This window comes from Roseivivax marinus (assembly GCF_900109705.1).
In the GTDB taxonomy this organism is placed as follows: Bacteria; Pseudomonadota; Alphaproteobacteria; order Rhodobacterales; family Rhodobacteraceae; genus Roseivivax; species Roseivivax marinus.
Window position 1 is genome coordinate 362,453 of the sequence record NZ_FOAI01000001.1, and the last position, 25,951, is coordinate 388,403.

The window sequence follows — 25,951 nt, forward strand, 5'->3', positions numbered from 1 at the left end:
TTAAGGAAAATTCTCCCCCCGGTGAGGTCGCTCGATCTGAGGCCGGTCGCACATTCTTGGACCAAGAATGTGCGCGCGGATCAGAATGCGTCCGGCCGGGCCTCGCGCGCCATGTGGTCGAGTACGGCGTTCACGAAGCGTGCCTCGCGCCCGTCGGGATAGAACGCCTTCGCGATCTCGACGTATTCCACGATGACGACCTTCGGCGGAGTCTTGGTCGCCACCAGTTCGGCGCCCGCCGCGCGGAAGAGCGCGCGCAGGGTCGGGTCGATGCGATCGATGGGCCATTTCGCGACCAGCGCGCGGTCGGTCATCTGGTCGACCCGGGCCTGCCAGTTCACCGCCTCGTCGATCACCATGCGGAAATGGTCGATGTCGCCGTCGATCATCTCTTCGCCCTCGATCAGTTCGAGGCCGAAGCGGTGGGCGAGGAACTCGGCGCGGACCTCGTCCGACGAGAGCGACGAGTGCTCCATCTGGAACAGGGCCTGCACCGCGTGCAGCCGAGCCGCCGAGCGGCGCAGCTTTTTCATCTCGCGGGCGTCGGGGGCGGCGGGTTGTCCGGTCTCTTCGGCGCTCATGACATGTCTCCCCCGGCCTGGAAGCCGATGCCCTGCTGCGGCGCGCCCCATTGGCGTGCCAGCGCCACGAGATGCAGTGCGGCCGCCGCTGCGCCCCCGCCCTTGTTCTGCTGAGCGGGATCCGCCCGCACCTCGGCCTGGCCCATGTCCTCGACGGTGAGGATGCCGTTGCCGATGCACAGGCCCTGAAGGCCCAGCAGCGTGATGCCGCGCGAGCTGTCGTTGCAGACGGTCTCGTAGTGCGTGGTCTCGCCTCGGATGACGCAGCCGAGCGCGACGAAGCCGTCGAACTCCTTCTTCATGCGTCCCGCCATGCCGATGGCGGTGGGCACCTCGAGCGCGCCCGGCACCTCGATCGTCTCGTGGGTGCCGCCGGCGGCCTCGATCTCGGCCCGTGCACCGGCGAGCAGGTCGTCGGCGATCTTGCGGTAGAAGGGGGCGACGACAAGCAGCAGCTTCACCGGCCGGTCGAACTCCGGCCGGGGCAGCGTGTAGTGGTCGGTGGAGGCCATCAGCCAAGCTCCGATATCTTGCGGGTGCCGACGATCTCGAGGCCGTAGGCGTCGAGGCCCACGACCTTCGGGGTCGGCGAATTGGTGAGAAGGACGAGACGCGACAGGCCGAGCGAGGACAGGATCTGCGCGCCGAGGCCGTACTGGCGCAAGGTGCGCGGGCTGGCGCCCTCGGGCACGTCGAGTTTCATCGCGGTGTCGCGCAGCAGGACCACGACGCCCCGACCTTCGGCCTCGACCGTGCGCATGGCGTCCCGGAACTCGTCGGCGCGGCCGGTGGGGCCGGTGCCCACCACGTCGAGCATCGGGTCCATGGCGTGCATCCGCACGAGGACCGGATCGTCCCCCGCGAGGTCGCCCTTGGTAAGGACGATGTGTTCGTCGCCGTGGGTGGTGTCGGCATAGATCCGCATCTGCCACTCGCCGCCGAATTCCGACGTGATGGTTTCCTGCTTCTCCACGCGGACGAGGTTGTCGTTGCGGCGGCGGTAGCGGATCAGGTCCGAGATGGTTCCGATCTTGAGGCCGTGCCGCTGGGCGAACGCGATCAGCTCGGGCAGCCGCGCCATCGAGCCATCCTCGTTCATGATCTCGCAGATCACGCCGGCGGCGTTGAGGCCCGCGAGCCGCGCCATGTCCACGGCCGCCTCGGTATGGCCCGCGCGGACAAGCACGCCGCCGTCCTTGGCGCGGAGCGGAAAGACGTGGCCGGGCGTCGCGATGTCCTGCGCGCCCTTCGAGCTGTCGATCGCCACCTGGATGGTGCGCGCGCGGTCGGCCGCCGAGATGCCGGTGGTCACCCCCTCGCGGGCCTCGATCGACACGGTAAACGCGGTTTCGTGGCGCGACGAGTTGTTCGAGGACATGAGCTGAAGCCCCAACTCCTCGATCCGCTCGGTGGTCATGGCGAGGCAGATCAGCCCGCGCCCGTGGGTGGCCATGAAGTTGATGACGTCGGGCGTCGCCCACTGGGCCGGGATCACGAGGTCGCCCTCGTTCTCGCGGTCCTCGTGGTCGACGAGGATCACCATGTGCCCGTTGCGCGCGTCCTCGAGGATTTCCTCGATCGAGGAAATCGCGTCCTTCCAGTCCTGTTCGACCGGGCCGGGTGTCTCGAAGTCGGTCATGGCGGGGTCCCTTGTGCTGCCCGCGCCAGATAGGACAAGCCGCCGCGGAAGGCCAGAGTGCGCCGCGCGCCGTGGCGGCACGTCGCGTGTGCGCGGACGAAGGGGGCGGGGAAGCGGCGGGACCACCACAACCGTGCGGTTATCTCATTCCCGAGGACCTGTATATACAGGTGGGCGTCAGGTAACCAGACCACGGCCTGGACAGAGCCAACTCCCTCGGAATTGCTTAAGGCCACCGGAATGCAACCATTGCACGGGAAGGGCAGAACCCGCCTGCGATTGGAATTAGGAAGCGCGCGCCGCGCTGGCAAGGGGGCGAGGGTAGGGCGTGGTGACGAAACCGTCATCGCCCGCGCTCAGTCCTCGTCGTCGGTCACGAAGCCGTAGCGGTCGAGCTCTTCGGGCAGCAGCACGTAGATCTCGTCCGGCGGGGTCTCGAGCGCGTGGCGCATGACAAGGGGATCGATTCCCATCTCCTCGAGATAGCTCATCACCTCGGCCTGTCCGCGCTGGATGTCCTCGACCGCGAATCGGGCGGGCAGGAGGGTGTTCTCTCCGAAGTAGTGCTGATGCACCCCGACCGAGGCGTCGTCCGCGATCTCTCGGGTGGCGCCGCCGGCCAGAAGGTAGGGGCAGGCCGAGTAGCAGTATTCGCCCGCGAGCATCCGGGTCGCGATCCCTTCGCGCCGCAGGTGCCGCCCGAGGCGCAGCGCCTCCTGCACAGCGCCACCGGGGCTTTGCAGGATGAGCGTCTCGGCGGCGGGCGAAACATCGGCCAGCCGCGCGGCGATGCGTTCGGCGTCACCCTCGCCGATGCCGCCCTCGAGCCGCCATGTGGCGCCGTCCTCCTGCGTGAGGGTCAGGCGGTCGGGCAGGTCGCCGGGATCGCGGGCGGGGCGCGTGGTCGGGCTGACCCGGGACGGATCGAAGGTGCGGCGCTGGTCGCCGGGGCGGACCGGTTCGGTCAGCCCGGGGGCGGAGGGACCGAAGGACGGCATCCGCCAGCCACCGGCTTCCATGTCGCCGATCACCAGCGCCGCGCCGATCACGATCTGAAGCGCCAGCACACCCTTGAGCGTGCGGCCGATGCCCGCGGGGCCGCTCATGCCGAGCCGCTGCCGCGAAGCGGTTTGACCTCCGACACCGGGCGCTCCGGCTCGCGTTGCGCGGCGGCGGGCTCGGGGGGACCTTGCGCCTCGACCGTGGTGGAGGGCGCGGCGACAGTCGGCTCGGCGGTGCGGGTGGCGTCCATGTCGCGCAGGGCCGTCATCGCCGCGCGCAGCTCGGCAAGTGTCAGAGTGTCCTCGATGCCCGCCCCCTCACGGCCGCGCCGGATCGCCGCCTGCGTCACCGCGAGGATGAAGACGAGCACCGCCGGCAGCAGGTCGATGGCGATGGCGCCTGCCCAGGACGGCACGAAGTTCCGCGCGTAAAGAATGACCGCGTCGGCCGAGGACACCGGCGTGTAGGTGACCTCCTGCGCCGGCGCCATCTCCTGCACCGCCTGCGCGGCCCGCTCCAGCGTCTGCGCGCGGCTGGCCAGCACATCGAGGACCGAAGTGATCGTGGCCTGCTGGTTGCCCCGACTCTCGGCCGTGGAGCCGTCGAGCTCGGGCAGTACCACCGACGCCGACAGATCCTGCGCGGCGCGCTCGACCAGCGAGGCGACGGACAGCTGGCGCAGGCGGGTGATGAGACCCTGCAACTGGACCGCAAGTTCCGAGAACTCGACCGACCGCGCCTCGACGCTGCCTTGCTCCACGGTGAGCGCGCGCATCCGGCTCAGGATCGCGTTGCCCTCCGTGAAGGCTTGCTCGACCAGCGGTGTCTGGCTCGCGATCTGGTCCTCGAGCGCGGCCAGCTCCTCGGACTTCTGGGTCAGGACGCGAAACACCGCGCCCCGGCCGGCGAGGCCCGAAAGCGACCCCGCGGCCTCCTGCTCGGACAGGTCGTCGAAGCTCTGGCGCACGCGGGCCACGTCACGCTCCAGCGCCTGTCCCGACAGAGCGACCTCATGGGCGCGCTCCAGACTGGTCTGGTAGTCCTGAACGGTCTCGGCGAGGTGCTGCTCCACCGCTGCGGACCCGGCCAGGGCAGCCGCATTCAGCCACGAAGACATCGCCACGATGGCCAGAGAACCCACGCCCATCGCCGCGAACAGGCCAAGCCGTGCGCCAGTGGTCCGCACCGCCGGGAACAGCCGCATGAGGTAGGACCAGAACACGAAGATGCCGACCGACACCGCCACCGAATACGCGATGGCGGCGAAGACGGTCATCGCGCCGTTGTCTTCCAGCAGGGTCGAGACGCCGAGATAGGTGTAGATGCCCGAAGCCACCGACAGCACGCCCAGTGCAGTGCCCGAGAAGCTTTCGAGCCAGCCGACATGGCCTTCGAGATCGCGGGCGTGGGCGACCCCGCGCGCCTCCGTCCGGCTCAGTTTTTCGTCACTCATCTGCCGTCCCGCTCCACCATTCCGAGGAAAGGTAGGGTCGGGGTGCCTGCGCGCCTAGGGCCTTGCGCAATCGTGAGCAATCCGCGCCTTGCAGATGTTCTTAATACGTTCTTTACTGGTGCAATGGCACTCGACCCCGATCCGCAGCTTCCGCAGATGATGCCCGGCCAGCTTCTGGCCCGCGGCGTCGCGCGCCACCTGTCATCGGCGCTGGGCTTCGCCTCGGTCGAGGAGTTCGTGCCGGAGCGGGGCAAGCGCGTGGATGTGATGGCACTCGGCCCCAAGGGCGAGATCTGGATCGTCGAATGCAAATCGAGTCGCGCCGACTTCATGTCCGACGGCAAGTGGGAAGGTTATCTGGACTGGTGCGACCGCTACTTCTGGGCGGTGGACCAGGAGTTTCCCACCGACCTCCTGCCAGACGATACCGGCCTGATGATCGCGGATTCCTATGACGCGGAGATCCTGCGCATGGCGCCTGAGCACAAGCTGGCTGGCGCGCGCCGCACGGTTCTGACGCGCAAGTTCGCATTCCACGCGGCGCGCCGGCTTCAGGCCGTGCGCGACCCGGACGCGGTCAGCGCCTGGACTTCGGTTTGACCTTTGCCGCCCCGTCCGCGGCGGCGCGGATTTCCTCGGCGATCTCGCGCGCCTCGTCGGGCGAGAAATCCATCGGGATCTCGATGCCGTCGGCCAGGACGAACAGGCGCACCATGCCCTGATCGGTGGGGCCGATCTGGAGGTTGGCCTCGATGTCGCGTTCGTCGTTGATACCCATGGCTCATCTCCGCAGGACGTGGGGTGCGGCGCGGGGCCGCGGCGTGGACGGGCAGATAGCCGCAGACCCCTTGCAAATCAAGCCGCGCCGGGCTCCGCTGCGGTCATGGACGTGACCTTCCGCGACTACGACCCCGCCGATGCCGACTGGATCGTCGCCCGCCACCAGGCGCACTACGCCGAGTCCGAGGGCTTCGACGACAGCTTCGGCGCGCTCGTCGCAAAGGTGCTGGCGCGGTTCGAGGCAACGTGCGACCCGGTACGAGAACGCGGCTGGATCGCTGTTGATGCAAACGGGGCCCGCCGGGGGTCGATCTTCTGCATGACGCGCGATGACGACACGGCCCAGCTGCGGCTGTTCCTTCTCGACCCGGCGCTGCGGGGCCACGGGGTGGGGCAGCGGATGCTGGACGCGTTCACCATATGGGCGAGGCGCTGCGGCTATCGCCGGGCGGTGCTCTGGACCCACGAAAGCCACCGCGCGGCCTGCGCGCTCTATGCACGTTCGGGCTGGACCTGCCGCAGCTCCGCGCCCGTCACCAGCTTCGGGCGGCCGCTTGTCGAACAGCACTGGGACATTGTACTCTGACCCCGCGCGGCGGGGTTGCATCGCCCGGTCCGAGGCGCTATCTGCCGTCGCCAGTGCCGCCTTAGCTCAGTAGGTTAGAGCGCTAGATTGTGGATCTAGAGGTCCCCCGTTCGAACCGGGGAGGCGGTACCATTCTCTTCCCACCGGAAAACTCTGTGCGTCTTTAACGGGTTGCCGCGCTCTTGGGGGCAATCTGAACGCGCTGGCGCAGCCGTCCCGTCAGCCGATCGTAGACGAGGATCTCCTCGGCTTCGGTGACGATGGCGATCCAGTCGTCCCCTTGCGTCACCGCCGTGGCCCGTGCGCCGTCGGGCAGCGTGATCTCCGAGGGCAGGGGCGGCGGCGTTGGCTGCAGTCGGATGACAAGCACGATCACCACCGCTAGAACGCCGCAGATCATCACGGCGGCGAGCGTCGTGACCAGCCATTTCAGGAATTTAACATCCGGCGATGGAGCCGGGTCCGGAGTGTCGTCCATGTCGGAACGGGTCCTGCGCGTTGTCATCGGGGCGGCACCGCCCGGGCGCCTTGATAAGGCGCTGGCGCGCGACGTGCCAGAGGAGGCGGCCCTGTCGCGTACGCGGCTGGCGCGGCTGATCTCCGACGGCGCGGTAACGCGCGACGGTCTCGCGCTGACCGATGCCAAGGGCCCGGTCGCCGAGGGCGACACGCTGGAGATCCGCGTGCCCGAGGCCGCCGAGGTCGAGACCCGCCCCGAGGCCATCGCGCTCGACATCCGGTTCGAGGACGACGACCTCTGCGTGTTGATGAAGCCCGCGGGTCTCGTGGTCCATCCCGCGCCGGGCAGCCCGTCGGGTACGCTGGTCAACGCGCTGTTGCACCATTTCGGCGGGCGGCTGTCGGGCGTCGGCGGCGAGAAGCGCCCGGGCATCGTGCACCGCATCGACAAGGACACGAGCGGGCTGCTCGTCGTGGCGAAGTCGGACCGTGCCCACCACGGACTGGCCGAGCAGTTCGCCGCGCACACGGTCGAACGGCGTTACCTCGCGCTGTGTCACGGCGCGCCGGACGCGGGCGATCCGCGGCTTCTGGGCACACGGGGCGTGGCCAAGGAACCCGGCGCCACGATCCGCATCGAGACGGGCCTTGCGCGGCACAAGACCGACCGCCAGCGGCAGGCGGTATACTTTGGCTCCGGCCGACACGCGATCACCAGGCTTGGCGTGATCGAGCGATTCGGCGCACCGCCTACCGCCGCGCTCGTGTGGTGTCGGCTCGAGACCGGACGCACGCACCAGATCCGCGTGCACATGGCGCATGTGGGCCATGCACTGATCGGCGATCCGGTCTACGGCGGCCGGCGTCGGGTGGCGGCCAAGGCCCTGTCCGCCGGCGCAGCGGAGGCCGCGGACACCTTTCCCAGGCAGGCCCTGCACGCGGCGACGCTGGGTTTCGAGCACCCCGGGACCGGCGAAACGCTGCGGTTCGAGGCAGACCTGCCGCAGGACATGGCCGATTTGGCCGCACGGCTGCGCGGCGGCGCCGACATACACAGCACGTCCGCTTGAGCGCACCGAAACACGGGATCGCTTCTGCCAGAGATCCGTTATGTCTTCGTAAATCCTTGCGGGCGATGCTCGCTTGAAACCCGTCGGGCGAATCCCCATCTGGGATGTTAAGCCCATAAACATATGGAGGGATGGTCTTGAGCAATTATGCAAATCTTCCCGCGCCGTCCCCGGAAGCGGGGCTCAGCCGCTACCTGACCGAGATCCGGAAGTTCCCGCTTCTGGAGCCCGAAGAAGAATACATGCTGGCCAAGCGCTGGGTCGAGGATCAGGACCCGCAGGCCGCGCACCGGCTGGTGACATCGCACCTGCGGCTCGCCGCCAAGATCGCGATGGGCTACCGCGGTTACGGCCTCCCGCAGGCCGAGGTCATCTCGGAGGCGAATGTCGGCCTCATGCAGGCGGTAAAACGCTTCGACCCCGAGAAGGGCTTTCGACTCGCGACCTACGCCATGTGGTGGATCCGCGCCTCGATCCAGGAATACATCCTGCGGTCTTGGAGCCTGGTGAAACTCGGCACGACGTCGGCGCAAAAGAAGCTGTTCTTCAACCTGCGCAAGGCCAAGAGCCGCATCGGCGCGCTCGAGGACGGCGATCTGCGTCCCGAACATGTCGACAAGATCGCCACCGATCTCGGCGTGACCCATGACGAGGTTATCTCGATGAACCGGCGCATGGCCGGCTCGGACGCCTCGCTCAATGCCCAGGTCGGGCAGGAGGGCGAAGGGTCCATGCAGTGGCAGGACTGGCTCGAGGACGAGGATGCGAATCAGGCCGAGGACTACGAGGCCCGCAACGAGCTCGAGGCGCGCCGGGAGCTTCTCAGCGCCGCGATGGACGTCCTGAACGATCGTGAAAAGGACATCCTGACCAAGCGGCGCCTGGCCGAGCAGCCGATCACGCTCGAAGATCTGTCCGGCGAATACGACGTCAGCCGCGAGCGTATCCGCCAGATCGAGGTGCGCGCGTTCGAGAAGCTGCAAAAGCGGATGACCGATCTCGCCAAGGAGCAGGGGATGCTGTCTGGGGCCTGAACCGGGCGCTTATTCTAGAAATTACCGAACCGGCCGCCATGCGTGGCCGGTTTTTGTTTGGCGGAGACGTCGCCTTTCCGCCGACCGTTGCCGCGCGGGCGTGGTCCGCTAGGGTCGCTCCCGAACCAAGCCGGGAGGATCGGATGAGCGATATCGTGAACTGGGGCATTCTGGGCGCGGCCAATTTTGCGCAGACGCAGATGGGGCCGGCGATCCACGCCGCACGAGGCGGACGTCTCGCTGCGCTGGCGACGTCGACGCCGTCAAAGGCCGATCCCTTCCGGGCCTTCGCTCCAGACGTACGTGTGCACGATGACTACTACGCGCTGCTGGCCGACGAGGGCATCGATGCCGTCTACATCCCTCTGCCCAACCACCTGCACGTCGAGTGGACGAAGAAGGCGGTAGAGGCCGGCAAGCACGTGTTGTGCGAGAAACCCCTCGCTCTGTCGGCCGGGGATTTCGACGAGGTGATCGCGCTGCGTGACCGGACCGGCCTTCTCGCCGCCGAAGCCTACATGATTGTTCATCACCCGCAGTGGCAGCGCGCCCGCCACTTGGTGCGCGAGGGTGCGATCGGGACTCTTACGGCCGTGCAGGCGGCCTTCAGCTTCGACAATCCCGATCCGTCGAACATCCGAAACAAGCCCGAGACCGGGGGTGGCAGCATTCCCGATATCGGGGTCTACATCTACGGCGCCACGCGCTTCGTCACCGGGGAAGAGCCCGAGGCGATCCTGTGGAGCGACATCACGCGCGAGAACGGGGTCGACACGGTCGCGCACGTCTCGGCGCGCTTTCCGTCCTTCCTCTTCACCGGCTACACCTCGACGCGCCTCGCGCCGTGGCAGCGCATGACCTTCCACGGAACGGACGGGATTCTTTCGCTTTCGGCGCCGTTCAATGCACAGGTCTACGGCATGGCGGAGGTGACGCTTCAGGATCGAAACCAGATCGTCACGACCGAGCGCTTCCCGGCGGCCAGCCACTACGTCCTGCAGGTCGAGGCATTCAACGAGAGCGTCCGGACCGGGGCCGAGTATCCTTGCCCGCTGGAGTTCTCGCGCGGGACACAGGCGATGATCGACATGGTCTTCGCCGCCGAGCGCTGAGGCACGGCGGCGGCCGGGGTCAGGCCCGGCGCGGCTCCATCCGGTATGTGCGGGCCTCGGGGCGGGGCCTGCGGTGGAAGGCGCCGAAGACAATCGCCGCCATCGCCAGCAGGATACCGGCCGCAACCGCGAAGGTCAGCTCGTATCCGAGCCAGCCGATCATCGGCGTGCTGAAAATCGGCGACAGGAATTGGCCAAGGAAGATGCTCGTGGTGATGGCTCCCGACGCAAAACCGCGCCGGTGCGCCGGTGCCACGTCGAGCGCGATGGCGAAGAAGGTGGGCATGGTCAGGCCGAAGCCTCCGCCCAGCATCAGGGCCGCAAGCGAGATGAAGGGCAGCGCGTGCGCCTGGTCGAGCACCCCGAAACCGCCCGCCATCAGCAGGTAACCAAGCGCCGGCGTCATGCCGCGACCGAGCCGCGCCCGGACGGCTCCGAACACGAGCGCCGAGAAGCCCCCCGCCAGCGTGACCATCGCCAGAACCTGCGCCTGCGCGCTTGGGTCGTCGTAGCCCAGCGTGCCGAGATAGAACGGCATCTGCGTGGGGATCATGTAGAACAGCACGAAGCTCAGACCCGACAACACAAGCACGATGCCGAGGGTGAGCGGCCAGTTCGCGTCCCCGCCGAGGTCCTCGGGCTCGTGGCCCTCGGCCTGCTCGGGCGTGGTGCGGTTGGGCTCGACCACCGCCCACAGCAGGAACGGAAGGATCAGCGCGCCCATGCCGTAGATCAGGAACGGCAGGCGCGGCGAGATACCGGCGAGCCAGCCCGCGAGGCCGATGAAGGCAAAGCCGCCGAAGTTCACCGCGGCGATCTGGAGGCCCATGAAGCGACCGCGCGCAGCGCCGCTGAAGTAATCGCCGATCAGCGCGGCCTGGCTCGTCATGACGATCGCCACGGCAATGCCGAGGACGAGGCGGCTTGCCAGGATGAGAGGGAGGGTCGGCAGGACGGCGCCGGCACAGCCCGCAACCGCGAAGAGCGCCACGCCAAAGAGCAATTGCCGGCGGCGGCCGAAGCGGTCGGCGGTGATGCCCGCGAGGGGAGCGACGATCGCGACGAGGATCGAGGGCGCGGTCACCAGGAGCCTCGTCAGCAACGCGGCATTTTCGGTCCCGTCGAAGCTGGCCTCAAGTCCCGGCAGTGCCGGACTGATGACCATGTTCGACAGGATGGTCAGCGACGCAGCCAGCAGCAACGCCACCGCCTTCGGATCCTTGAGAAAGGCGAGCATGAACGGCAACCATATATGGAACTATAGAGTTCCCTAAATAGTCAGAATACGCGCCACGCAAGGGAAAGCCCGCGCACATTCGGTGTGCACGGGCTTGAAGGCGGGGTTGCGCGGAACGAACTGTCCGCGCCGTGGGCAGATCAGTTCACGACCGAGAGGCTGGCGCCCGAACGGGCCTCCGCGGCGTTCTGGTCGATGAAGTTCAGAACCAGCGGACGGATGTTGTTGCGCCAGCTCTTGCCGGCGAAGATGCCATAATGGCCTGCGCCCGGCTCGAGGTGGCTGGCCTTCTTCTCGTCGGGCAGGCCGGTCAGCAGATCAAGCGCGGCGACACACTGGCCCGGGGCCGAGATATCGTCGTTCGCCCCCTCGACCGTCTTTACGGCGACGGTGGTTATCTTGCCGATGTCCACATGCTTGCCGTTCACGGTGAAGGCGTTCTTCGCGACCTCGCAGTTCTTGAAGATGCGTTCGACCGTCGAGAGGTAGAATTCCGCCGGCATGTCCATCACGGCGAGATACTCGTCGTAGAACTTGTTGTGGGGGTCGTGATCCGACGCCTCGCCACGCGCGACGCGCAGGATCTGGTCGGTGAAGGCCTTCGAGTGACGGTCCATGTTCATCGACATGAACGAGCTGAGCTGCAGCAGTCCCGGGTAAACCCGCCGCCCGACACCGGCATACTTGAAGCCCACGCGCTGGCACATCGTCTCTTCGAGCTGACCCATCGTGACGCGGTGCCCGAAGTCGGTGACGTCGGTCGGGGTCGCATCGGGGTCGATGGGGCCGCCGATCAGTGTAAGCGTGCGCGGCTGGGCGTCCGGGTCCTCTTCCGCAAGGTAGGCGGTCGCGGCGAGCGTGAGCGGCGCGGGCTGACAGACCGCGACGACGTTTGTCTCAGGTCCGAGATGCCGCATGAAATCCACGAGGTAGAGGGTGTAGTCCTCGACATCGAACTTGCCGGCGCTGACCGGAATGTCCCTCGCATTATGCCAGTCGGTAACATAGACTTCACAGTTGGTGATGAGCGACTTTACGGTCGAGCGGAGGAGCGTCGCGTAATGGCCCGACATTGGCGCCACGAGGAGGATCTTGCGCGGCTGCGGCTCTCGTCCTGCGACCTCGAAGTGCAGGAGGTCACCGAACGGACGCTCCACCACCGTGCGGACGTTGACCAGGTGGTCGCGCCCGTCGTCGCAGGTGATCGAATCGATCCCCCAGTCAGGCTTGGCGACCATGCGCTCGAAGCTGCGCTCGGTCACTTCGCCCCAGGCCGCCATCCAGCGGATCGCCGGGTTGGGAAGCATGGCCATGTAGGGAAAAGACGCCAGCGTGCGCGCAGAAGCGCCGAGCCACTGGTTGGTGTTGCGGATCGTCTCCATCAGATCGTAGGTCGCCATGTAGCGCATGATCCGGCTCTCCTTTCACCGACGCGGGGCCCTGTTGCCCAGCGGGCGCGAGGGGGATCGGGGCGTCGGCGACAAATGCTGCATTGCGGAGAAAACTAAGGGGGAACTGCAGCGATGACAACTGAGACCAACGCCGCATCGAATATGAATGTCACGCGTTTGAACGAGAATCTGGCCCGGGTTGAGGAGCTGTCGCAGCGTCTGATCCATGCCATGACGCAGAAAAAGATGACGAATCCCTCGTTGTCGGGCCCCAGCCAGGACCTCTACGCGAACGCGCTGACCGCCTATTGGCAAGAGTGGTTTCAGAACCCCGCCAAGGTCATGGAACACCAGTTGGAGTACTGGTCGAAGTCGGTGCGTCACTACCTCGAGGCGCAGCAGGCGCTGGCGTCGGGCAGGCTTCGCGCGCCGGACGATCCGGGCCCGGCGGACCGGCGTTTTTCCAATCCGCTCTGGGACAGCCACCCCTATTTCAACTTCATAAAGCAGCAGTACCTGATCAATTCCGAGGCGATCGAGCAGGCCGTATCCGACATCGATGATATGGATCCCACAGAGAAACGGCGGCTCAAATACTTCGCCCGGCAGATCGTCGACATGATGGCGCCGACGAACTTCCTGTCGACCAATCCCGACGCGCTGGAAAAGGCGATCGAGACCGAGGGCGAGAGCCTCGTTCAGGGCATGGAGAACCTGATCCGCGATCTCGAGGCCAACGATGGCGAACTCGTGGTGCGACTCGCCGACGAAGAGGCCTTCAAGATCGGCGAGAACATCGCCACCGCCGAGGGCGAGGTCATCTTCCGCAACCGGATGATGGAGGTGATCCAGTACGCGCCCACGACCGACAAGGTGAAGCAGACGCCCGTCGTCCTCTTTCCGCCGTGGATCAACAAGTTCTACATCCTCGATCTCAAGGAGAAGAACAGCTTCATCCGCTGGCTGGTCGGGCAGGGTTACACGCTGTTCGTCGTGAGCTGGGTGAACCCCGACGAAACCTATGCCGACGTCGGCCTCGACACGTATATCGAGGAGGGCTTCCTGACCGCCATCGACCTGGTGAAGTCCATCACCGGCGAGGAGCGCATCAATGCCATCGGGTACTGCATCGCCGGGACGACCCTGGCGCTGACGCTGTCGCTCATGAAGAAGCGCGGCGACAACTCGATCAAGTCGGCGACGTTCTTCACCACCCTCACCGATTTCCGCGACCAGGGCGAATTCACGCCGTTCCTGCAGAACGATTTCATCGACGGGATCGAGGAAGAGGTGAACCGCACCGGCCTTCTGCGGTCCTTCATCATGGCGCGGACGTTCTCGTTCCTGCGCTCCAACGACCTGATCTACGGGCCGGCGATCAAGTCCTACATGATGGGCGAGACGCCGCCCGCCTTCGACCTGCTCTACTGGAATGGCGACGGGGCCAACCTGCCGGCGCGTATGGCGGTGCAGTACCTCCGCCGCCTGTGTCAGGACAACGCCTTCTGCGAGGACGGAGTCGAGTTCCTTGGCGAGACGCTGCACATCTCGGATGTGGACCTGCCGCTGTGCGCGGTGTCGTGCGAAACCGACCACATCGCTGCGTGGCGCGACTGCTACCGCGGCATGTCCAAGACCGGCTCGCGCCAGCGGACGTTCATCCTGTCGGAGTCGGGACATATCGCCGGCATCGTGAACCCGCCGTCGAAGAAGAAGTATGGCCACTACGTCAATGACGACCTGACCGGCACGGCGGACGAATGGTTCGACGGGGCGACGTACCACGAGGGCTCGTGGTGGCCGGTCTGGGAAAGCTGGATTTCCAAGCGTGCCGGCAAGTGGGTCGAGGCCCGGACCCCGGGGGATTCGCAGCATCCGCCGCTCTGTCCGGCCCCCGGAACCTATGTGAAGGTCAAGGCGAGACAGGCAGAACAGTGACTTAGGGTAAATTTTCTGCACCGCAGCGAAAATGCTTGAAATGCTGCGGTGCAGCGCTCATATTTTGGTCAGCTACGGAGGCAACGCGGGGTGGGCCCGCTGCCAACACGGCAAGTAAGAGGTGACCAAGATGGCTGCGAAGACCCAAGATTTCACGACCATGATGAAAGACATGATGGGCGCGTTCCCCGTGGATACCGCGGCGATGGAAGACGCGTTCAAGACCACCGCGACGCTGAACGAAAAGCTGTCGGGCGTGGCTCTCGAGGCGGCGGAGAAGTCGACCGAGATTTCGTCCAAGTGGACGAAGGACACCCTGACCCGTCTCAGCGAGATGTCGAAGGCCAAGACCGAGCCCGCCGACTACGCGAAGGCGATGACCGATTTCGCATCGGCGCAGGCAGAGATGACCGCCGAGCACATGGCGGCCTTCGCCGAAGTCGCGAAGAAGGTCCAGATGGACACCGTCGAGCTGATGATGGCGGCTGGCAAGGATTTCTCCGAGGACGCATCCGCCGTCATGAAGAAGGCCACCACCGACATGACCGCGAACGCCAAGAAGGCGACCGCGGCGGCCAAGTAAGCCGACGTCGACAGACAACGTGCCGCCTTCCTCCCATTCGGCGGCACGACCCTGGGGCGGGCTCTTCGGGCCCGCCTTTTTTATGTTTGCAAGTGCGGCAAGCACTTAGCACTGAACCGAAAATTTTTTGCTGCAGTGCAGCAATTCCCCCTTGCGTGACGCTGGGTCATTCCCCACATGGAGGTGGAAGGCGCAGGGCAGCCCCCGGCGCGAGAGACACACGCCAAAGGAGGTCCCACGATGACCAAGCAGACGCAGAACTTCGACACCATTCTCCGCGATGCCATGAACGCGTTCCCCGTGAACACCGAGGCGTTCGAGGACACGTTCAAGCGCAACGCCGAGCTGACCGAGAAGCTCTCGGACATCGTCACCGACGCCGCAGGCCGCAGCACCGAGCTGTCGACCGACTTCACCCGCAAGACGCTCGAGCGCATGGGTGACCTGACCAAATCGAAGTCCGAGCCCGCCGACTACGCGCAGGGCGTTGCCGACTTCTCGAGCGCACAGGCGCAGGCCGCGTTCGACATGATGAACAGCTTCGCCGAGATCGCGAAGGAAACCCAGAAGGCGACCGTCGACGCGATGATGGACGCCGGCCGTGCCCACGGCACGCAGGCCGCGCAGACTGCAAAGAAGACCACGCAGCGCGCCACCAAGACTGCGAACGACGCGGCAAAGGCCACCGCATCGGCGGCCTGAACGATCCAGGTTGAGTGACGCCCCCACGAGGGCGACAGGGGCGGGCCCGCGAGTCCGCCCTTTTCTCTGCGCATGCATCCGATCCGACCGGCGAGGGTTGCAGGTGCAGCGAACCTCGGCCTAAGCTTTTCCGACGCGCCGACATTGGGAGGTCTATCGTTGTCCGACGCCGAAAAACCGCTGCTGATCAAGCGTTACGCGAGCCGGCGGCTCTACAACACCGAAACCAGCGATTACGTGACCCTGGAGGATATCGCAGGGTTCATCCGCGAAGGGCGCGAAGTGAAGATCGTCGACCTGAAATCGGGCGACGACCTGACGCGGCAATATCTTCTGCAGATCGTGGCCGAACACGAAAGCCGGGGCGAGAGCGTGCTGCCGATCAGCGTGCTCACCGATCTCGTGCGCAGCTACACCACGCAGGCGACGTCGATGGTGCCGCAGTTCCTCGCGGCCAGCTTCGAGGCATTCCGCGACAGCCAGTCGAAGTGGGTCGAGAACATGAACCAGATGAACCCGATGGCCAAGATGCCCGGGTTCGAGGCCATGCAAGCCCAGCAGGAGGCGTTCCTGAAGGCGATGACCGGCGGAGCGGGCGGTGCCGGCTGGCCCAGCGGTCCGCAGCCCGAGGACGAGAATGGTGACGATCTCGACACCATCAAGAAGCAGTTGGCGGAGCTTCAGGACAAGCTTGCGAAGATGAACAAGTGAGGGGCCTGCGGGCGTGGCAGGTGCCGCGCCCGCGCCGGCCTCAGGTGCCGTAGGCGCGCGCCGGGCGCATAACGTGCTCGGCCGCGGCCAGAAGCACGTCCGCCACCGCCTCGCACTCGTCCGTGGTCAGCCGGGCGGGCAGGCGGGTGTCACAGGCCCGCATCAGCATGGCGCGGGTCTTGGGAAGCTCGGGCAGATCCGGAATGAACGTCCAGTTCCAGAAGGCACGGGCGTTGTCGCGGCTCATGCCGAAGGCCTGAACCTTGACGCCGGCCGCTTCGGTCGCCTGCACGAAAGCCTCGACCTCGACATCGCTCATGCCGCGCAGGTTGAACTGCAGCGAATCCGGCGCGCGCTCTTCCGGGCCAAGCTTCTCAGGCACCGAGAACCACGGCGATGCGTTCAGCCGCGCCGCCACGAGGTCGTGGTTGCGCCGGCCCTGGGCCACCCGCTCGGCGATCAGCGCGATCTGCGGCCGGATGACTGCCGCAGCGAGGTTCGACAGGCGCTGGTTGTAGAGCGGAAGGCGGTTCTGCCACCGCGCCACGGCCTCGTGCAGGACGGGATGCTTTTTCCAGTTGTGCTCGTAGGCGCCGGACATGATGACGGCGCGCGCCATCACGTCGGGATCGTCCGACACCAGCAATCCGCCTTCGCCCGCGTTCACCAGCTTGTAGCTCTGGAAGCTGAAGCAGCCGATCTTGCCGAGCGTGCCGATCGTGCGGCCGTTCCAGGTGGTCCCCAGCGAGTGCGCCGCGTCCTCGACCACCGGCACGCCGGCGGCGTCGCAGAGCGACAGGATCGCGTCCATGTCCGATGTGTGGCCGCGCATGTGGCTGATGACCACCGCCTGCACGTCCGGCAGCTTGGCGGCGAAGTCGTCCATGTCCACGCGGTAGTTCTCGCCGACCTCGCACAGGATCGGCAGGCAATCGGCATGCATGACCGCCGAGGGCACCGCCGCGAAGGTGAAGCCCGGCACCATGACGCGCGCGTCGCGGGGCAGGTCCAGGGCCTTCAGCGCCAGGAAGATCGCCGCCGAGCAGCTCGACACGGCCAGCGCGTAGCGCGCGCCCAGATGCTCCGCGAACTCGGCCTCCAGCAGCGACACCGGGCTGTTCTCTGGCGCCGTGTAGCGGAACAGGTCGCCGGAGTTGAGCAGCCGGTCGATCTCGTCGCGCGCGGCGTCCGGGATCGGCTCCGCCTGGTGCATGTCGGGGATCGTGGTCATGGGGGCCTGTCCTCTGGATAAACCTTTCAACGTCATACGGGTCCGGGCCCGGCCCGCCAAGTCATATCGCGGACCGTGCGCCCGTGCCGCAGGGCCGTTGCCTCAGATCCCCAGCTTGTCGCGCAGGGCGAACCACGACATCGCCAGCGCCAGGAGCGGAGTGCGCAGCGCGCCGCCGCCGGGGAAGGCGGGGGTGGGCACGGCGGCCATGGCGTCGAACCCGTCGGTTTCGCCCGCGACCGCCCGCGCCATCAACTGGCCGGCGTGGATCGCGGTCCCGACGCCGTGCCCGGAATAGCCTCCCGCCGACAGGATACCGGGCGCGGGGCGCGCAAGGTGCGGCATCCGCGAACGCGTGATCCCCAGCGTGCCGCCCCAGGCGTAGTCCAGCCGGACGTCCTGCAGCGACGGGAACACCTCCAGCATCGGCTTGCTGACGGTCTTGCGGATGTCGGGAAACCGGTAGCCGTAGCTCTCCCCGCCGCCGAAAAGCAGTCGGCCGTCCTGGCTGAGGCGGAAGTAGTTCACCACGAAGCGCGCGTCCGCGACGGCGATGTCGCGGGTCAGCACCTCGGCGGCACGGCTCCCCAGCGGTTCGGTTGCCACGATGAAGTTGTTGATCGGCATCACCGACCGCGAGACCTCGGGCTGCAACCCGCCGAGATAGCCATTCCCTGCGAGGATCACGTGATCGGCCACCACGCGCCCCGCCCCGGTCGTCACCACGTTGGGCGATCCGGGCTCGACCCCGGTGACGTGGCTCTGCTCGTGGATGACGGCGCCCGCGTCCCGTGCGGCGCGCGCCAGGCCGATCGCCAGCCGCAGGGGGTGCAGGTGGGCCGCGTCCATGTCCACGATCCCGCCGCGGTAGTCGGGCGAGGGACAGATCGACGCCCAGCTCGCGGCGTCATGGACCTCCAGCGCGTCGTAACCGTAGTGCCGCGACAGGTGCTCGGCGTAGTCGTGCAACTCGCGGACGTCGCTCTCGGACGAGGCGGTCCAGGCCACGCCCGGCCGCAGGTGACAGTCGATGTCGTGCCGCGCGATCAGGTCCTTTGCCAGTCGCTTCGCGTCCTCGGCCAGGTCCCAGAGCCGCCGCGCATCCTCGGCGCCCACCATCTTCTCGAGCTTTACCTGGTCCGCGCGCTGGCCCGATCCGAGTTGCCCGCCGTTGCGTCCCGACGCGCCGAAGCCCACTCGGTGCGCCTCGAGAAGCACCACGCGCCGCCCGGCCTCGGCCAGGTGCAGTGCCGCCGACAGGCCGGTATAGCCGCCGCCCACCACGCAGACATCGGCGCGGGTCTCGCCCTCCAGCGCCGGGAACGGGGCCAGCGGCTCGGCCGTCGCCGCGTACCAGCTTTCCGGGTATTCGCCCCGCCGGTCGTTCGAGAACAGCAGATCCACGCGCGCGCCCTTCTTCTTGGTGAAAATACTCCGGGAGCGCGAGGGCAGCGCCCTCGCTCCGGCCGGTGACACGGTCTCAGACGTTCATCAACAGGTGCTCGCGCTCCCAAGGGCTGATGACCTGCAGGAACTCCTCGTACTCCGCGCGCTTCACGATCGAGTAGACGCGCGCGAACTCGGGGCCCAGCACGTCGTGCAGCGCGGTCGCCTCGTCGAAGAGGTCGAGCGCCTGTCCCAGCACCCGGGGAATGTCGCCGTCGCCCTCGTAGGCATCGCCCTTGAACTGCTTCGACGGCCAGCGCTCTTCCATCAGCCCGAGATAGCCGCACGCGAGCGACGCGGCGATTCCGAGATACGGATTGCAGTCCATGCCGGCGAGCCGGTTCTCGATGCGCCGGCTTTCCGGCCCCGAGAGAGGGACGCGGATGCCGGTGGTGCGGTTGTCCCGCGCCCATTCGAGGTTGATCGGCGCCGCGTGGTCGCGGACGTAACGGCGGTAGGAGTTCACGTAGGGCGCCAGCACCGCGATCGCCGAGGGCAGATGCGTCTGCATTCCCCCGATGAAGTGGAAGAAGGCGTCGGTCTCGCCGCCCTGCGGCCCCGAGAAGATCGACTTGCCGCTTTCGAGATCATTGATCGAGTGGTGGACGTGCATGGCCGAGCCGGGTTCGTCGGCAATCGGCTTGGCCATGAAGGTGGCGAAGCAGTCGTGGCGCAGCGCGGCCTCTCGGATCAGCCGCTTGAAGAAGAAGACCTCGTCGGCGAGCCGCACCGGATCGCCGTGCCGCAGGTTGATCTCGAGCTGGCCGGCGCCGCCTTCCTGGGTGATGCCGTCGATCTCGAAGCCCTGTGCCTCTGCGAAGTCGTAGATGTCGTCGATCACCGGGCCGAACTCGTCCACCGCGGTCATCGAGTAGGCCTGCCGCGCCGCGGCCGGGCGCCCGGAGCGGCCCATCATCGGCTCGATGTCCTTGGCCGGGTCGACGTTGCGGGCGACGAGGTAGAACTCCATCTCGGGCGCCACCACCGGCTGCCAGCCCTGCTTGTGGTAAAGATCAACCACCCGGCGCAGCACGTTGCGGGGGGCGCATTCCACGGGCTTGCCCTTGCGGTCATAGGCGTCGTGGATCACCTGCAACGTCCAGTCCCCGGTCCACGGCGCCGCCGAGGCGGTCGCCATGTCGGGATAGAGGATCATGTCTCGCTCGATGAAGCCCTCCTCCTCGTCCGCGGCCTCGCCCCAGTCGCCGGTGATGGTCTGGTAGAAGATCGAATCCGGCAGGTGGAAGTACTTCTGGCGGGCGAACTTCGACGCGGGCACGGCCTTGCCTCGGGCGATGCCGGGCAGGTCGGCGATGATGCATTCCACCTCGTCGAGCCGGCGCCCCTCCAGGTAGTCGCGGGCCGCCTGCGGCAGGGTCTCGATCCACTCGCTCATGTCAGCTTTCCGGTCTTGAGGAATTCGGCGATCTGGTCGCTCATCTCGCCGGTGGCGAGCGGCGTGCCGATCTTGGCGCGCGCGCCTTCGAGCAGCGCATCGGGCACCACGCCGCGGCCGCGCTGGTCGATCAGGCCCTCGGTGAAGGCGTCGTCGAATTCGGGATGGGCCTGCACGGTGTAGATGCTGTCGCCGTAGAGCAGGGCGGCATTGGCGCAGAACGGGTTGGTGGCGACCACGCGGGCCTCCTCGGGTTTGTCGATCACCTGGTCCTGGTGCCAGGCGTTGATCGTGCGCGGCCCGTCGGCGAAGTCGTAGGTATGTGCGCCCACGGCCCAGCCGCCTTCGTATTTCGCGACCGTCCCGCCGAGGGCCTGCGCGATGATCTGATGGCCGAAGCAGATGCCGACCATGCGCTTGCCGGAGGTGTGGATCGCCCGGATCAGGTCCTCGAGCGGCGGGATCCAGTCGTGCTCTTCGTAGGCGCCGTGGCGCGAGCCCGTGATCAGCCAGGCGTCGGCGTCGTCGGGGCCGTTCGGGAACTCGCCCTCGACCACGCTCCAGCTCTGGAAGGTGAAGCCCTGGTCCGCGAGCAGCCGCTCGAACATGCCGGGATACTGGCCGTGCTCCGCGGCGAGGCCGTCGGGCACGAGGCCTGTCTGCAATATGCCGATTTTCATGGATCACCACATCCGGTTTCGGGCCCGACCCTAAAGAGGCGCCCGGAGGGCCGCAAGGCAGCGGCCCGCCGCCTCGCGGATTTTTTGATCAAACCGTGTCGAGGTAGATCGTGACCTGCTCCTGCGGGCTCAGCTCGTTCATGTAGAACACCTCCTGCTTCTTGGTCAGCAGCAGGTTGCGGATCAGCTCTGCGGGCAGCAGCCGCGGGATGATCTCGCTCTGCTCGAACGCCTTGATCGCGGTGTCCCAGTCCGACGGGATCGTCTTCAGACCCTGTGCGTAGGCGTTGCCGGTGATCGGCTCGGGCGCCTCGGCCTTGCGCTCGATCCCGTCCAGCGCGGCACCGAGGATCGCGGCCAGGAGAAGGTAGGGGTTCACGTCGCCTCCCGCCACGCGGTGCTCGATCCGCCGCGCCTTGGGGTTGCCGGACGGCACGCGGATGGCGCTGGTGCGATTCTCGTAGGCCCACGAGATGCCGGTGGGCGCGTGCGCGTCGGGCACTAGACGGTCGTAGGAATTGAGGTGCGGCGCGAAGATCAGCGTCGAGTCGTACATCGCATCGAGGCAGCCGCCGATGGCGTGGCGCAGCGTGTCGGTGCCGGCCTGACCACCGTCGTCGAAGATGTTGCGTCCCTCGTCGTCGAGGATCGAGAAGTGCGTGTGCAGGCCGGAGCCGGGATAGTCCTCGTAGGGCTTGGCCATGAACGACGCGGCAAAGCCGTGGCGCCGCGCCATGCCCTTCACAAGCAGCTTGAAGAACCACGCGTCGTCGGCCGCGCGCAGGGCGTCGTCGCCGTGCATGAGGTTGATCTCGAACTGACCGAGGCCGGCCTCGGAGATCGCCGTGTCGGCGGGAATGTCCATCTCTTCGCAGGCGTCGTAGAGTTCGGTGAAGAAATTGTCGAACTGGTCCAGCGCGCGGATCGACATGGTCTCGGCGGCCTTGCGCCGCTTGCCCGAACGCGGGCTGACGGGCACCTCGAGATTGCGGCCCGAGTCGTCGATCAGGAAGAATTCGAGTTCACAGGCCACGACCGGGGTGAGGCCCTTCTTGCGGTAGCGGTCAAGGACCGAACGCAGGGCGTGGCGGGGATCGCCCTCGAACGGGCGGCCGTCCTCGCGGAACATCCAGATCGGCAGCATGGCGGTCGGGCCTTCGAGCCAGGGCATGGGGACGAAGCCGCGCTCGGTGGGCCACAGGATGCCGTCGCGGTCCCCGCTTTCGAAAACCAGCGGGCTGTCGTCGATGTCCTCGCCCCAGATGTCGAGGTTCAGCACCGACATCGGAAACCGGGTGCCGTCCTCGACGATCTTGTCGGCGAAGCGCGACGGCACGCGCTTGCCGCGTGGCTGGGCGTTCAGGTCCGCCGCGGTGGCGCGGATCGTCCGGATCTGGGGGTTCTTGCGAAGGAAGCTCTTGAGGTGGTCGGCACGCGCCATGGAGAGGTCTTTCCGGGTTCTCGGTGTCTCAGCGCATCAGGGTCGCGGCCCGGAACCGGGGCCGCGTGCGCCGCTCCTGCGGAAGATGCCGGTTCAGCCGCCGGTTCACCACCCCGAAGATCGAGATCACCACGAGGGTCAGCAGGATGAAGTAACCCGCGAGGATCGGGTAGGGCACGAACGGGTTGAACGTCTTGTCCGCGAAGTAGCTGGCATAATAGAGCGCATCGCCCTTCTGCTGCCGGGCGGGAAAGCCCGACACGAAGACGAGCGCCGTTGCGTGGAAGAGGAAGATCGCCTCGTTGGTGTAGGCGGGCCACGCCAGCCGCAGCATCGTGGGCCATGTGATCCGACGGAACTTGCGCCAGCCCGAGAAGCCGTAGGCATCCGCGGCCTCGGTGTCGCCCTTGGGCACCGACAAGAGCGCGCCGTAGAAGATCTCGCCCGAGTAGGCGGCCGTGTTGAGGAACAGCACGATCGTCGCGCCCAGCCAGGCCGAGGTGAACGGATCGAAGAACGGGTAGGCGGACTTGAGCGACAGGAACGCGAAGTAGGCAAAGAAGAACTGGATGAAGAGTGGCGAGCCCCGGAACAGGAAGATGAACCATTCCGAAGGCTTGCGGATCAGCGGGTTCGACTGTGCCTTGCCCACGGCGACCGCGGTCGCCAGCGCGAAACCGGTGACCAGCGCGAGGACGCCGAAGTAGATGTTCCAGATCATGCCCGAGCCGATGAGCACCACCTGCTGGCAGAGCGTGAAATCCGAGCGCGGCAGCAGCCGCTCTCCGATTCCGAGGCTGCGCAGGCCGTAATCTGCGATGGTCTCCCAGCAACTCATGGCGCGGCACTCCGGCGGCTGGCGTCCGACCGTGGAGGTTCGCACCAAGAAGAAGCGGGGGCGGGTGCGCGGATCGGGAAGGTCATGCGGCCGCCTTCCGCTGCGCTTCGCCGCCGGCGGTGGCCTGGCCCTTGGTCAGCCGCGCCATGATACGCGCCAGCACGACCTCGGAGACCTTCGTGAAGGCGAGGTAGAAGACCAGCAGCGCGAGGAAGTACCACATGCGCCAGTCGCCGTGCGGGTAGTCGGTGAACTGCGGCGTCTTGGTCCCGCCAAGCTCGCGCGCCCAGTAGACGATGTCGCGCACACCCAGCAGGAACAGGAGCGGGGTCGCCTTGATCAGCACCATCCACAGGTTCGACAGGCCCGGCAGCGCGTAGACCCACATCTGCGGCACGAGGATGCGACGGAAGGTCTGGCGCTCGGTCATGCCGTAGGCTTCGGCGGTCTCTATCTGGGCACGTGGCACGGCCCGCATGGCGCCATAGAGCACGTTCGCCGCGAAAGCGCCGAAGACGATGGCGAAGGTCAGCACGGCCAGCGCGAAGCCGTAGGTCTCGTGCACCCATTGCGGCGCTGTCGAGAGCGGTAGCTTGGCCTCGGCGCAGACCACGAAGTCGTTGCCCTGCCGGATCGGCTGGTCCCAGTCCGGGCACTTGGCCTGATGACGCAGCCACTCGAAGGCCTGGTCGAGGGCGATGACGAAGAACAGGAAGAACGCGATGTCGGGCACGCCTCGGACGATCGCGATGTAGGTGCGTCCGATCCACGAGACCGGCGCGATGCGCGAGCGCGCCATGACCGCGCCACCGAAGCCGAAGGCCAGCGCCGCGGGCGCGGTGATGGCGAGCAGCAGCAGCACCGTCCCGAAGGAGGTATAGAACGCCATGTGCTTGCCCGTCGTGAGGTAACAGGCAAGCCAGGCGAGGCCCTCGAGGGCGTCGGGATCGGTGCAGGCCGGCATCATCGCTGGGCGGAGGGCCGGGCGGGCGCTGGGCCCGCCCGGTCATCGGATCAGTACTGGCCGATCTCGTCGCCGAACCACTTCACGAGCATCTCGTTCAGCGTGCCGTCTTCCTTCATCGCGGTAATCGCTTCGTCGAAGGTGTCCTTCAGCTCGGCGTCGCTTTCACGCAGGCCCATGCCGATGCCGCCGCCGAGCGGGACCGGCTCGCCGACGAAGACCAGCTCGCCGCCGGAGGATTCGACCACCGGCTTGAGGAAGTCGTAGTCCGCGAAGACCGCGTCGGCCTCGCCGTTACGCACGGCGGCGACGGTTTCCTCGGGGGTGGCGAACTCGAGAAGGGCGGCGTCGCCCTCGGCCACGTGGGCGGCCTGGATCGTGGTGGCCTGCGCGGCGACCACGCCGGTTTCCCAGTCGGCATCCTCGGACGCGGCGACGTAGGCGCTTTCGGTCGGCGGGTAATAGTCCTGGGTGAAGTCGATGACCTCGTCACGCTCGTCGGTGATCGACATGCCGGCCATGATGGTGTCGTAGTTCGACGACACGAGGTTCGGGATGATCGAGTCCCACTCGTTCGTCACCCACTCACACTCCAGTTCGGCCCGCGCGCACAGCTCGTTGCCCAGCTCGATCTCGAAGCCGTCGACCTCGCCCGCATCGTTGATGAAGTTGTACGGAGGGTAGGCGCCCTCGGTGCCCATGCGGATCACGTCCTGTGCCGAAACGGCCGAGGCCGCGAGCGTCAGCGCCGCGGCGGCGGTGGCAAGGTGAAGCTTCATGTCTGGGATCTCCCTGGTCTTGTGATTGATCGCCCGGTCTCAGCCGGGCTGGGTCGAGGTCAGGAACCCGCGGAGGCGTTCGCTCTGCGGGTTTCCGAACAGCGTCTCGGGCGGGCCTTCCTCTTCGATCAGGCCCTGGTGCAGGAATACGACGTGGTTGGACACGTCGCGCGCCATCTTCATGTCGTGGGTCACGATGATCATCGTGCGGCCCTCTTCGGCCAGCGCCTTGATGACGCGGACCACCTCCTGCTCGAGCTCGGGGTCGAGCGCCGAGGTCGGCTCGTCGAAGAGAATGGCTTCGGGCTCCATGCAGAGCGCGCGTGCGATGGCGGCGCGCTGCTGCTGGCCACCGGAGAGCTGGGCCGGGTAGACGTCGCACTTGTCGCCGATGCCCACCTTGGCGAGGTAGTCGCGGGCGCGGGGCTCCACCTCGGAGGGCGCACGGCGCATCACCGTGACCGGCGCCTCCATCACGTTCTGCAAAATGGTCAGGTGGGACCACAGGTTGAACTGCTGGAACACCATCGACAGGTTCGTGCGGATTCGCAGGACCTGCTTGGCGTCCGAGGGCCGCCGGCTGTGGCCCGTGCCCTTCCACGTCACCGCCTCGCCCTTGAACAGGACCTCGCCCTGCTGGCTGTCCTCGAGCAGGTTGGCGCAGCGCAGGAGCGTGGACTTGCCCGAACCCGACGAGCCGATCAGCGACACCACGTCGCCGCGCCGCGCCTCGATGTCTACGCCTTTCAGCACCTCGAGCGAGCCGTAGCTCTTGTGAAGGTCACGGATCGCGATGACGGGGGTGGAAGGGGTCACGGTGGGCAGGCGCACTCGCAGTCTGGGTTTGGCGGAGTGTGGTGCAAAACCCGAGGGCGTTGCAACGTGCAATCCGGCGAAA

At 66.8% G+C, this 25,951-nt stretch carries 27 protein-coding genes and 1 tRNA gene; 10 read left to right on the plus strand and 18 right to left on the minus strand.

Annotation, left to right across the window (positions count from 1 at the left end; translation table 11 throughout):
• Positions 1–80: 80 nt before the first annotated feature.
• The 5 genes from nusB to BMX29_RS01685 form a co-directional block, all read right to left on the minus strand.
• On the minus strand, positions 81–581 hold the full coding sequence (gene nusB, locus BMX29_RS01665) for a transcription antitermination factor NusB (RefSeq protein WP_081749810.1): 501 nt from the start codon (positions 579–581) through the stop codon (positions 81–83).
• Positions 578–1,093, minus strand: coding sequence for a 6,7-dimethyl-8-ribityllumazine synthase (locus BMX29_RS01670; protein ID WP_043845609.1), 516 nt, complete (start codon positions 1,091–1,093; stop codon positions 578–580). The genes nusB and BMX29_RS01670 overlap by 4 nt, the downstream gene beginning before the upstream one ends.
• Positions 1,093–2,220 (minus strand): 3,4-dihydroxy-2-butanone-4-phosphate synthase, encoded by a 1,128-nt coding sequence (gene ribB / locus BMX29_RS01675; RefSeq protein ID WP_092809823.1) that lies wholly within the window; start codon positions 2,218–2,220, stop codon positions 1,093–1,095. The genes BMX29_RS01670 and ribB overlap by 1 nt, the downstream gene beginning before the upstream one ends.
• Before the next feature lie 356 nt (positions 2,221–2,576).
• Positions 2,577–3,326, minus strand: coding sequence for a COG3904 family protein (locus BMX29_RS01680; protein ID WP_092809825.1), 750 nt, complete (start codon positions 3,324–3,326; stop codon positions 2,577–2,579).
• The gene (locus BMX29_RS01685; RefSeq protein ID WP_092809827.1) at positions 3,323–4,675 is read right to left on the minus strand and encodes an AAA family ATPase; all 1,353 of its coding nucleotides are present in this window, start codon (positions 4,673–4,675) and stop codon (positions 3,323–3,325) included. The genes BMX29_RS01680 and BMX29_RS01685 overlap by 4 nt, the downstream gene beginning before the upstream one ends.
• 123 nt (positions 4,676–4,798) lie before the next feature.
• Here BMX29_RS01685 and BMX29_RS01690 point away from each other — a divergent pair, with 123 nt between their 5' ends.
• Positions 4,799–5,275, plus strand: a complete 477-nt coding sequence (locus BMX29_RS01690) for an MmcB family DNA repair protein (protein WP_092809829.1) — start codon at positions 4,799–4,801, stop codon at positions 5,273–5,275.
• On the opposite strand, the gene BMX29_RS01695 is transcribed toward BMX29_RS01690, so the two are convergent.
• Positions 5,253–5,453, minus strand: coding sequence for a DUF6324 family protein (locus BMX29_RS01695; protein WP_043845602.1), 201 nt, complete (start codon positions 5,451–5,453; stop codon positions 5,253–5,255). The genes BMX29_RS01690 and BMX29_RS01695 overlap by 23 nt on opposite strands.
• A 105-nt stretch (positions 5,454–5,558) precedes the next feature.
• Here BMX29_RS01695 and BMX29_RS01700 point away from each other — a divergent pair, with 105 nt between their 5' ends.
• Positions 5,559–6,041, plus strand: coding sequence for a GNAT family N-acetyltransferase (locus BMX29_RS01700; protein WP_092809831.1), 483 nt, complete (start codon positions 5,559–5,561; stop codon positions 6,039–6,041).
• 55 nt (positions 6,042–6,096) lie between these two features.
• Positions 6,097–6,173 (plus strand) — tRNA-His (locus BMX29_RS01705).
• A 31-nt stretch (positions 6,174–6,204) separates the two neighbouring features.
• Here the strand turns inward: BMX29_RS01705 and BMX29_RS01710 are convergent.
• On the minus strand, positions 6,205–6,519 hold the full coding sequence (locus tag BMX29_RS01710) for a DUF6476 family protein (RefSeq protein ID WP_092809833.1): 315 nt from the start codon (positions 6,517–6,519) through the stop codon (positions 6,205–6,207).
• Here BMX29_RS01710 and BMX29_RS01715 point away from each other — a divergent pair.
• The 3 genes from BMX29_RS01715 to BMX29_RS01725 all read left to right on the plus strand — a co-directional run bounded on the left by BMX29_RS01715 (position 6,518) and on the right by BMX29_RS01725 (position 9,716).
• Positions 6,518–7,570, plus strand: coding sequence for an RluA family pseudouridine synthase (locus BMX29_RS01715; RefSeq protein ID WP_092809835.1), 1,053 nt, complete (start codon positions 6,518–6,520; stop codon positions 7,568–7,570). The genes BMX29_RS01710 and BMX29_RS01715 overlap by 2 nt on opposite strands.
• Before the next feature lie 137 nt (positions 7,571–7,707).
• Complete coding sequence (rpoH, locus tag BMX29_RS01720) at positions 7,708–8,604, plus strand: RNA polymerase sigma factor RpoH (RefSeq protein WP_092809837.1); 897 nt, start codon at positions 7,708–7,710, stop codon at positions 8,602–8,604.
• 143 nt (positions 8,605–8,747) lie between these two features.
• A complete protein-coding gene (locus BMX29_RS01725; protein WP_092809839.1) occupies positions 8,748–9,716 on the plus strand; it encodes a Gfo/Idh/MocA family protein in 969 nt (322 codons plus the stop codon).
• Positions 9,717–9,735: 19 nt separating this feature from the next.
• Here the strand turns inward: BMX29_RS01725 and BMX29_RS01730 are convergent, their stop codons facing one another.
• Positions 9,736–10,953, minus strand: a complete 1,218-nt coding sequence (locus BMX29_RS01730; RefSeq protein WP_092809841.1) for an MFS transporter — start codon at positions 10,951–10,953, stop codon at positions 9,736–9,738.
• Between the two features lie 140 nt (positions 10,954–11,093).
• Positions 11,094–12,362: a polyhydroxyalkanoate depolymerase gene (phaZ, locus tag BMX29_RS01735; RefSeq protein ID WP_092809843.1), complete on the minus strand. Its 1,269-nt coding sequence runs from the start codon at positions 12,360–12,362 to the stop codon at positions 11,094–11,096.
• A gap of 114 nt (positions 12,363–12,476) precedes the next feature.
• Between phaZ and BMX29_RS01740 the strand changes: the two genes are divergently transcribed.
• The 4 genes from BMX29_RS01740 (at position 12,477) to phaR (ending at position 16,278) form a co-directional block, all read left to right on the plus strand.
• The gene (locus BMX29_RS01740) at positions 12,477–14,282 is read left to right on the plus strand and encodes a PHA/PHB synthase family protein (RefSeq protein ID WP_092809845.1); all 1,806 of its coding nucleotides are present in this window, start codon (positions 12,477–12,479) and stop codon (positions 14,280–14,282) included.
• A gap of 130 nt (positions 14,283–14,412) precedes the next feature.
• Positions 14,413–14,865, plus strand: a complete 453-nt coding sequence (locus BMX29_RS01745; protein ID WP_043845589.1) for a phasin family protein — start codon at positions 14,413–14,415, stop codon at positions 14,863–14,865.
• A 240-nt stretch (positions 14,866–15,105) separates the two neighbouring features.
• A complete protein-coding gene (locus BMX29_RS01750) occupies positions 15,106–15,567 on the plus strand; it encodes a phasin family protein (RefSeq protein WP_043845587.1) in 462 nt (153 codons plus the stop codon).
• Positions 15,568–15,726: 159 nt separating this feature from the next.
• Complete coding sequence (gene phaR, locus BMX29_RS01755; RefSeq protein WP_043845586.1) at positions 15,727–16,278, plus strand: polyhydroxyalkanoate synthesis repressor PhaR; 552 nt, start codon at positions 15,727–15,729, stop codon at positions 16,276–16,278.
• Between the two features lie 40 nt (positions 16,279–16,318).
• Here phaR and BMX29_RS01760 read toward each other — a convergent pair whose 3' ends face one another.
• From BMX29_RS01760 to BMX29_RS01800, 9 genes are all read right to left on the minus strand, one after another.
• Positions 16,319–17,509 (minus strand): DegT/DnrJ/EryC1/StrS family aminotransferase, encoded by a 1,191-nt coding sequence (locus tag BMX29_RS01760; RefSeq protein WP_043845584.1) that lies wholly within the window; start codon positions 17,507–17,509, stop codon positions 16,319–16,321.
• Between the two features lie 102 nt (positions 17,510–17,611).
• Positions 17,612–18,913 (minus strand): NAD(P)/FAD-dependent oxidoreductase, encoded by a 1,302-nt coding sequence (locus BMX29_RS01765; RefSeq protein ID WP_092809847.1) that lies wholly within the window; start codon positions 18,911–18,913, stop codon positions 17,612–17,614.
• A 76-nt stretch (positions 18,914–18,989) separates the two neighbouring features.
• Positions 18,990–20,351, minus strand: coding sequence for a glutamine synthetase family protein (locus BMX29_RS01770; RefSeq protein ID WP_092809849.1), 1,362 nt, complete (start codon positions 20,349–20,351; stop codon positions 18,990–18,992).
• Positions 20,348–21,031: a type 1 glutamine amidotransferase gene (locus BMX29_RS01775; RefSeq protein ID WP_092809851.1), complete on the minus strand. Its 684-nt coding sequence runs from the start codon at positions 21,029–21,031 to the stop codon at positions 20,348–20,350. Before BMX29_RS01775 ends, BMX29_RS01770 begins: the two co-directional genes overlap by 4 nt.
• An 88-nt stretch (positions 21,032–21,119) precedes the next feature.
• A complete protein-coding gene (locus BMX29_RS01780; RefSeq protein ID WP_043845580.1) occupies positions 21,120–22,472 on the minus strand; it encodes a glutamine synthetase family protein in 1,353 nt (450 codons plus the stop codon).
• Positions 22,473–22,500: 28 nt separating this feature from the next.
• Entirely contained in the window at positions 22,501–23,310 is an 810-nt protein-coding gene (locus BMX29_RS01785) for an ABC transporter permease (RefSeq protein WP_043845578.1), read from the minus strand.
• A gap of 82 nt (positions 23,311–23,392) precedes the next feature.
• Positions 23,393–24,277: an ABC transporter permease gene (locus BMX29_RS01790; RefSeq protein WP_043845576.1), complete on the minus strand. Its 885-nt coding sequence runs from the start codon at positions 24,275–24,277 to the stop codon at positions 23,393–23,395.
• 47 nt (positions 24,278–24,324) lie between these two features.
• Positions 24,325–25,053, minus strand: coding sequence for a transporter substrate-binding domain-containing protein (locus BMX29_RS01795; RefSeq protein ID WP_092809853.1), 729 nt, complete (start codon positions 25,051–25,053; stop codon positions 24,325–24,327).
• Between the two features lie 39 nt (positions 25,054–25,092).
• Positions 25,093–25,869, minus strand: coding sequence for an ABC transporter ATP-binding protein (locus BMX29_RS01800; RefSeq protein WP_092810164.1), 777 nt, complete (start codon positions 25,867–25,869; stop codon positions 25,093–25,095).
• Positions 25,870–25,951: the final 82 nt, after the last annotated feature.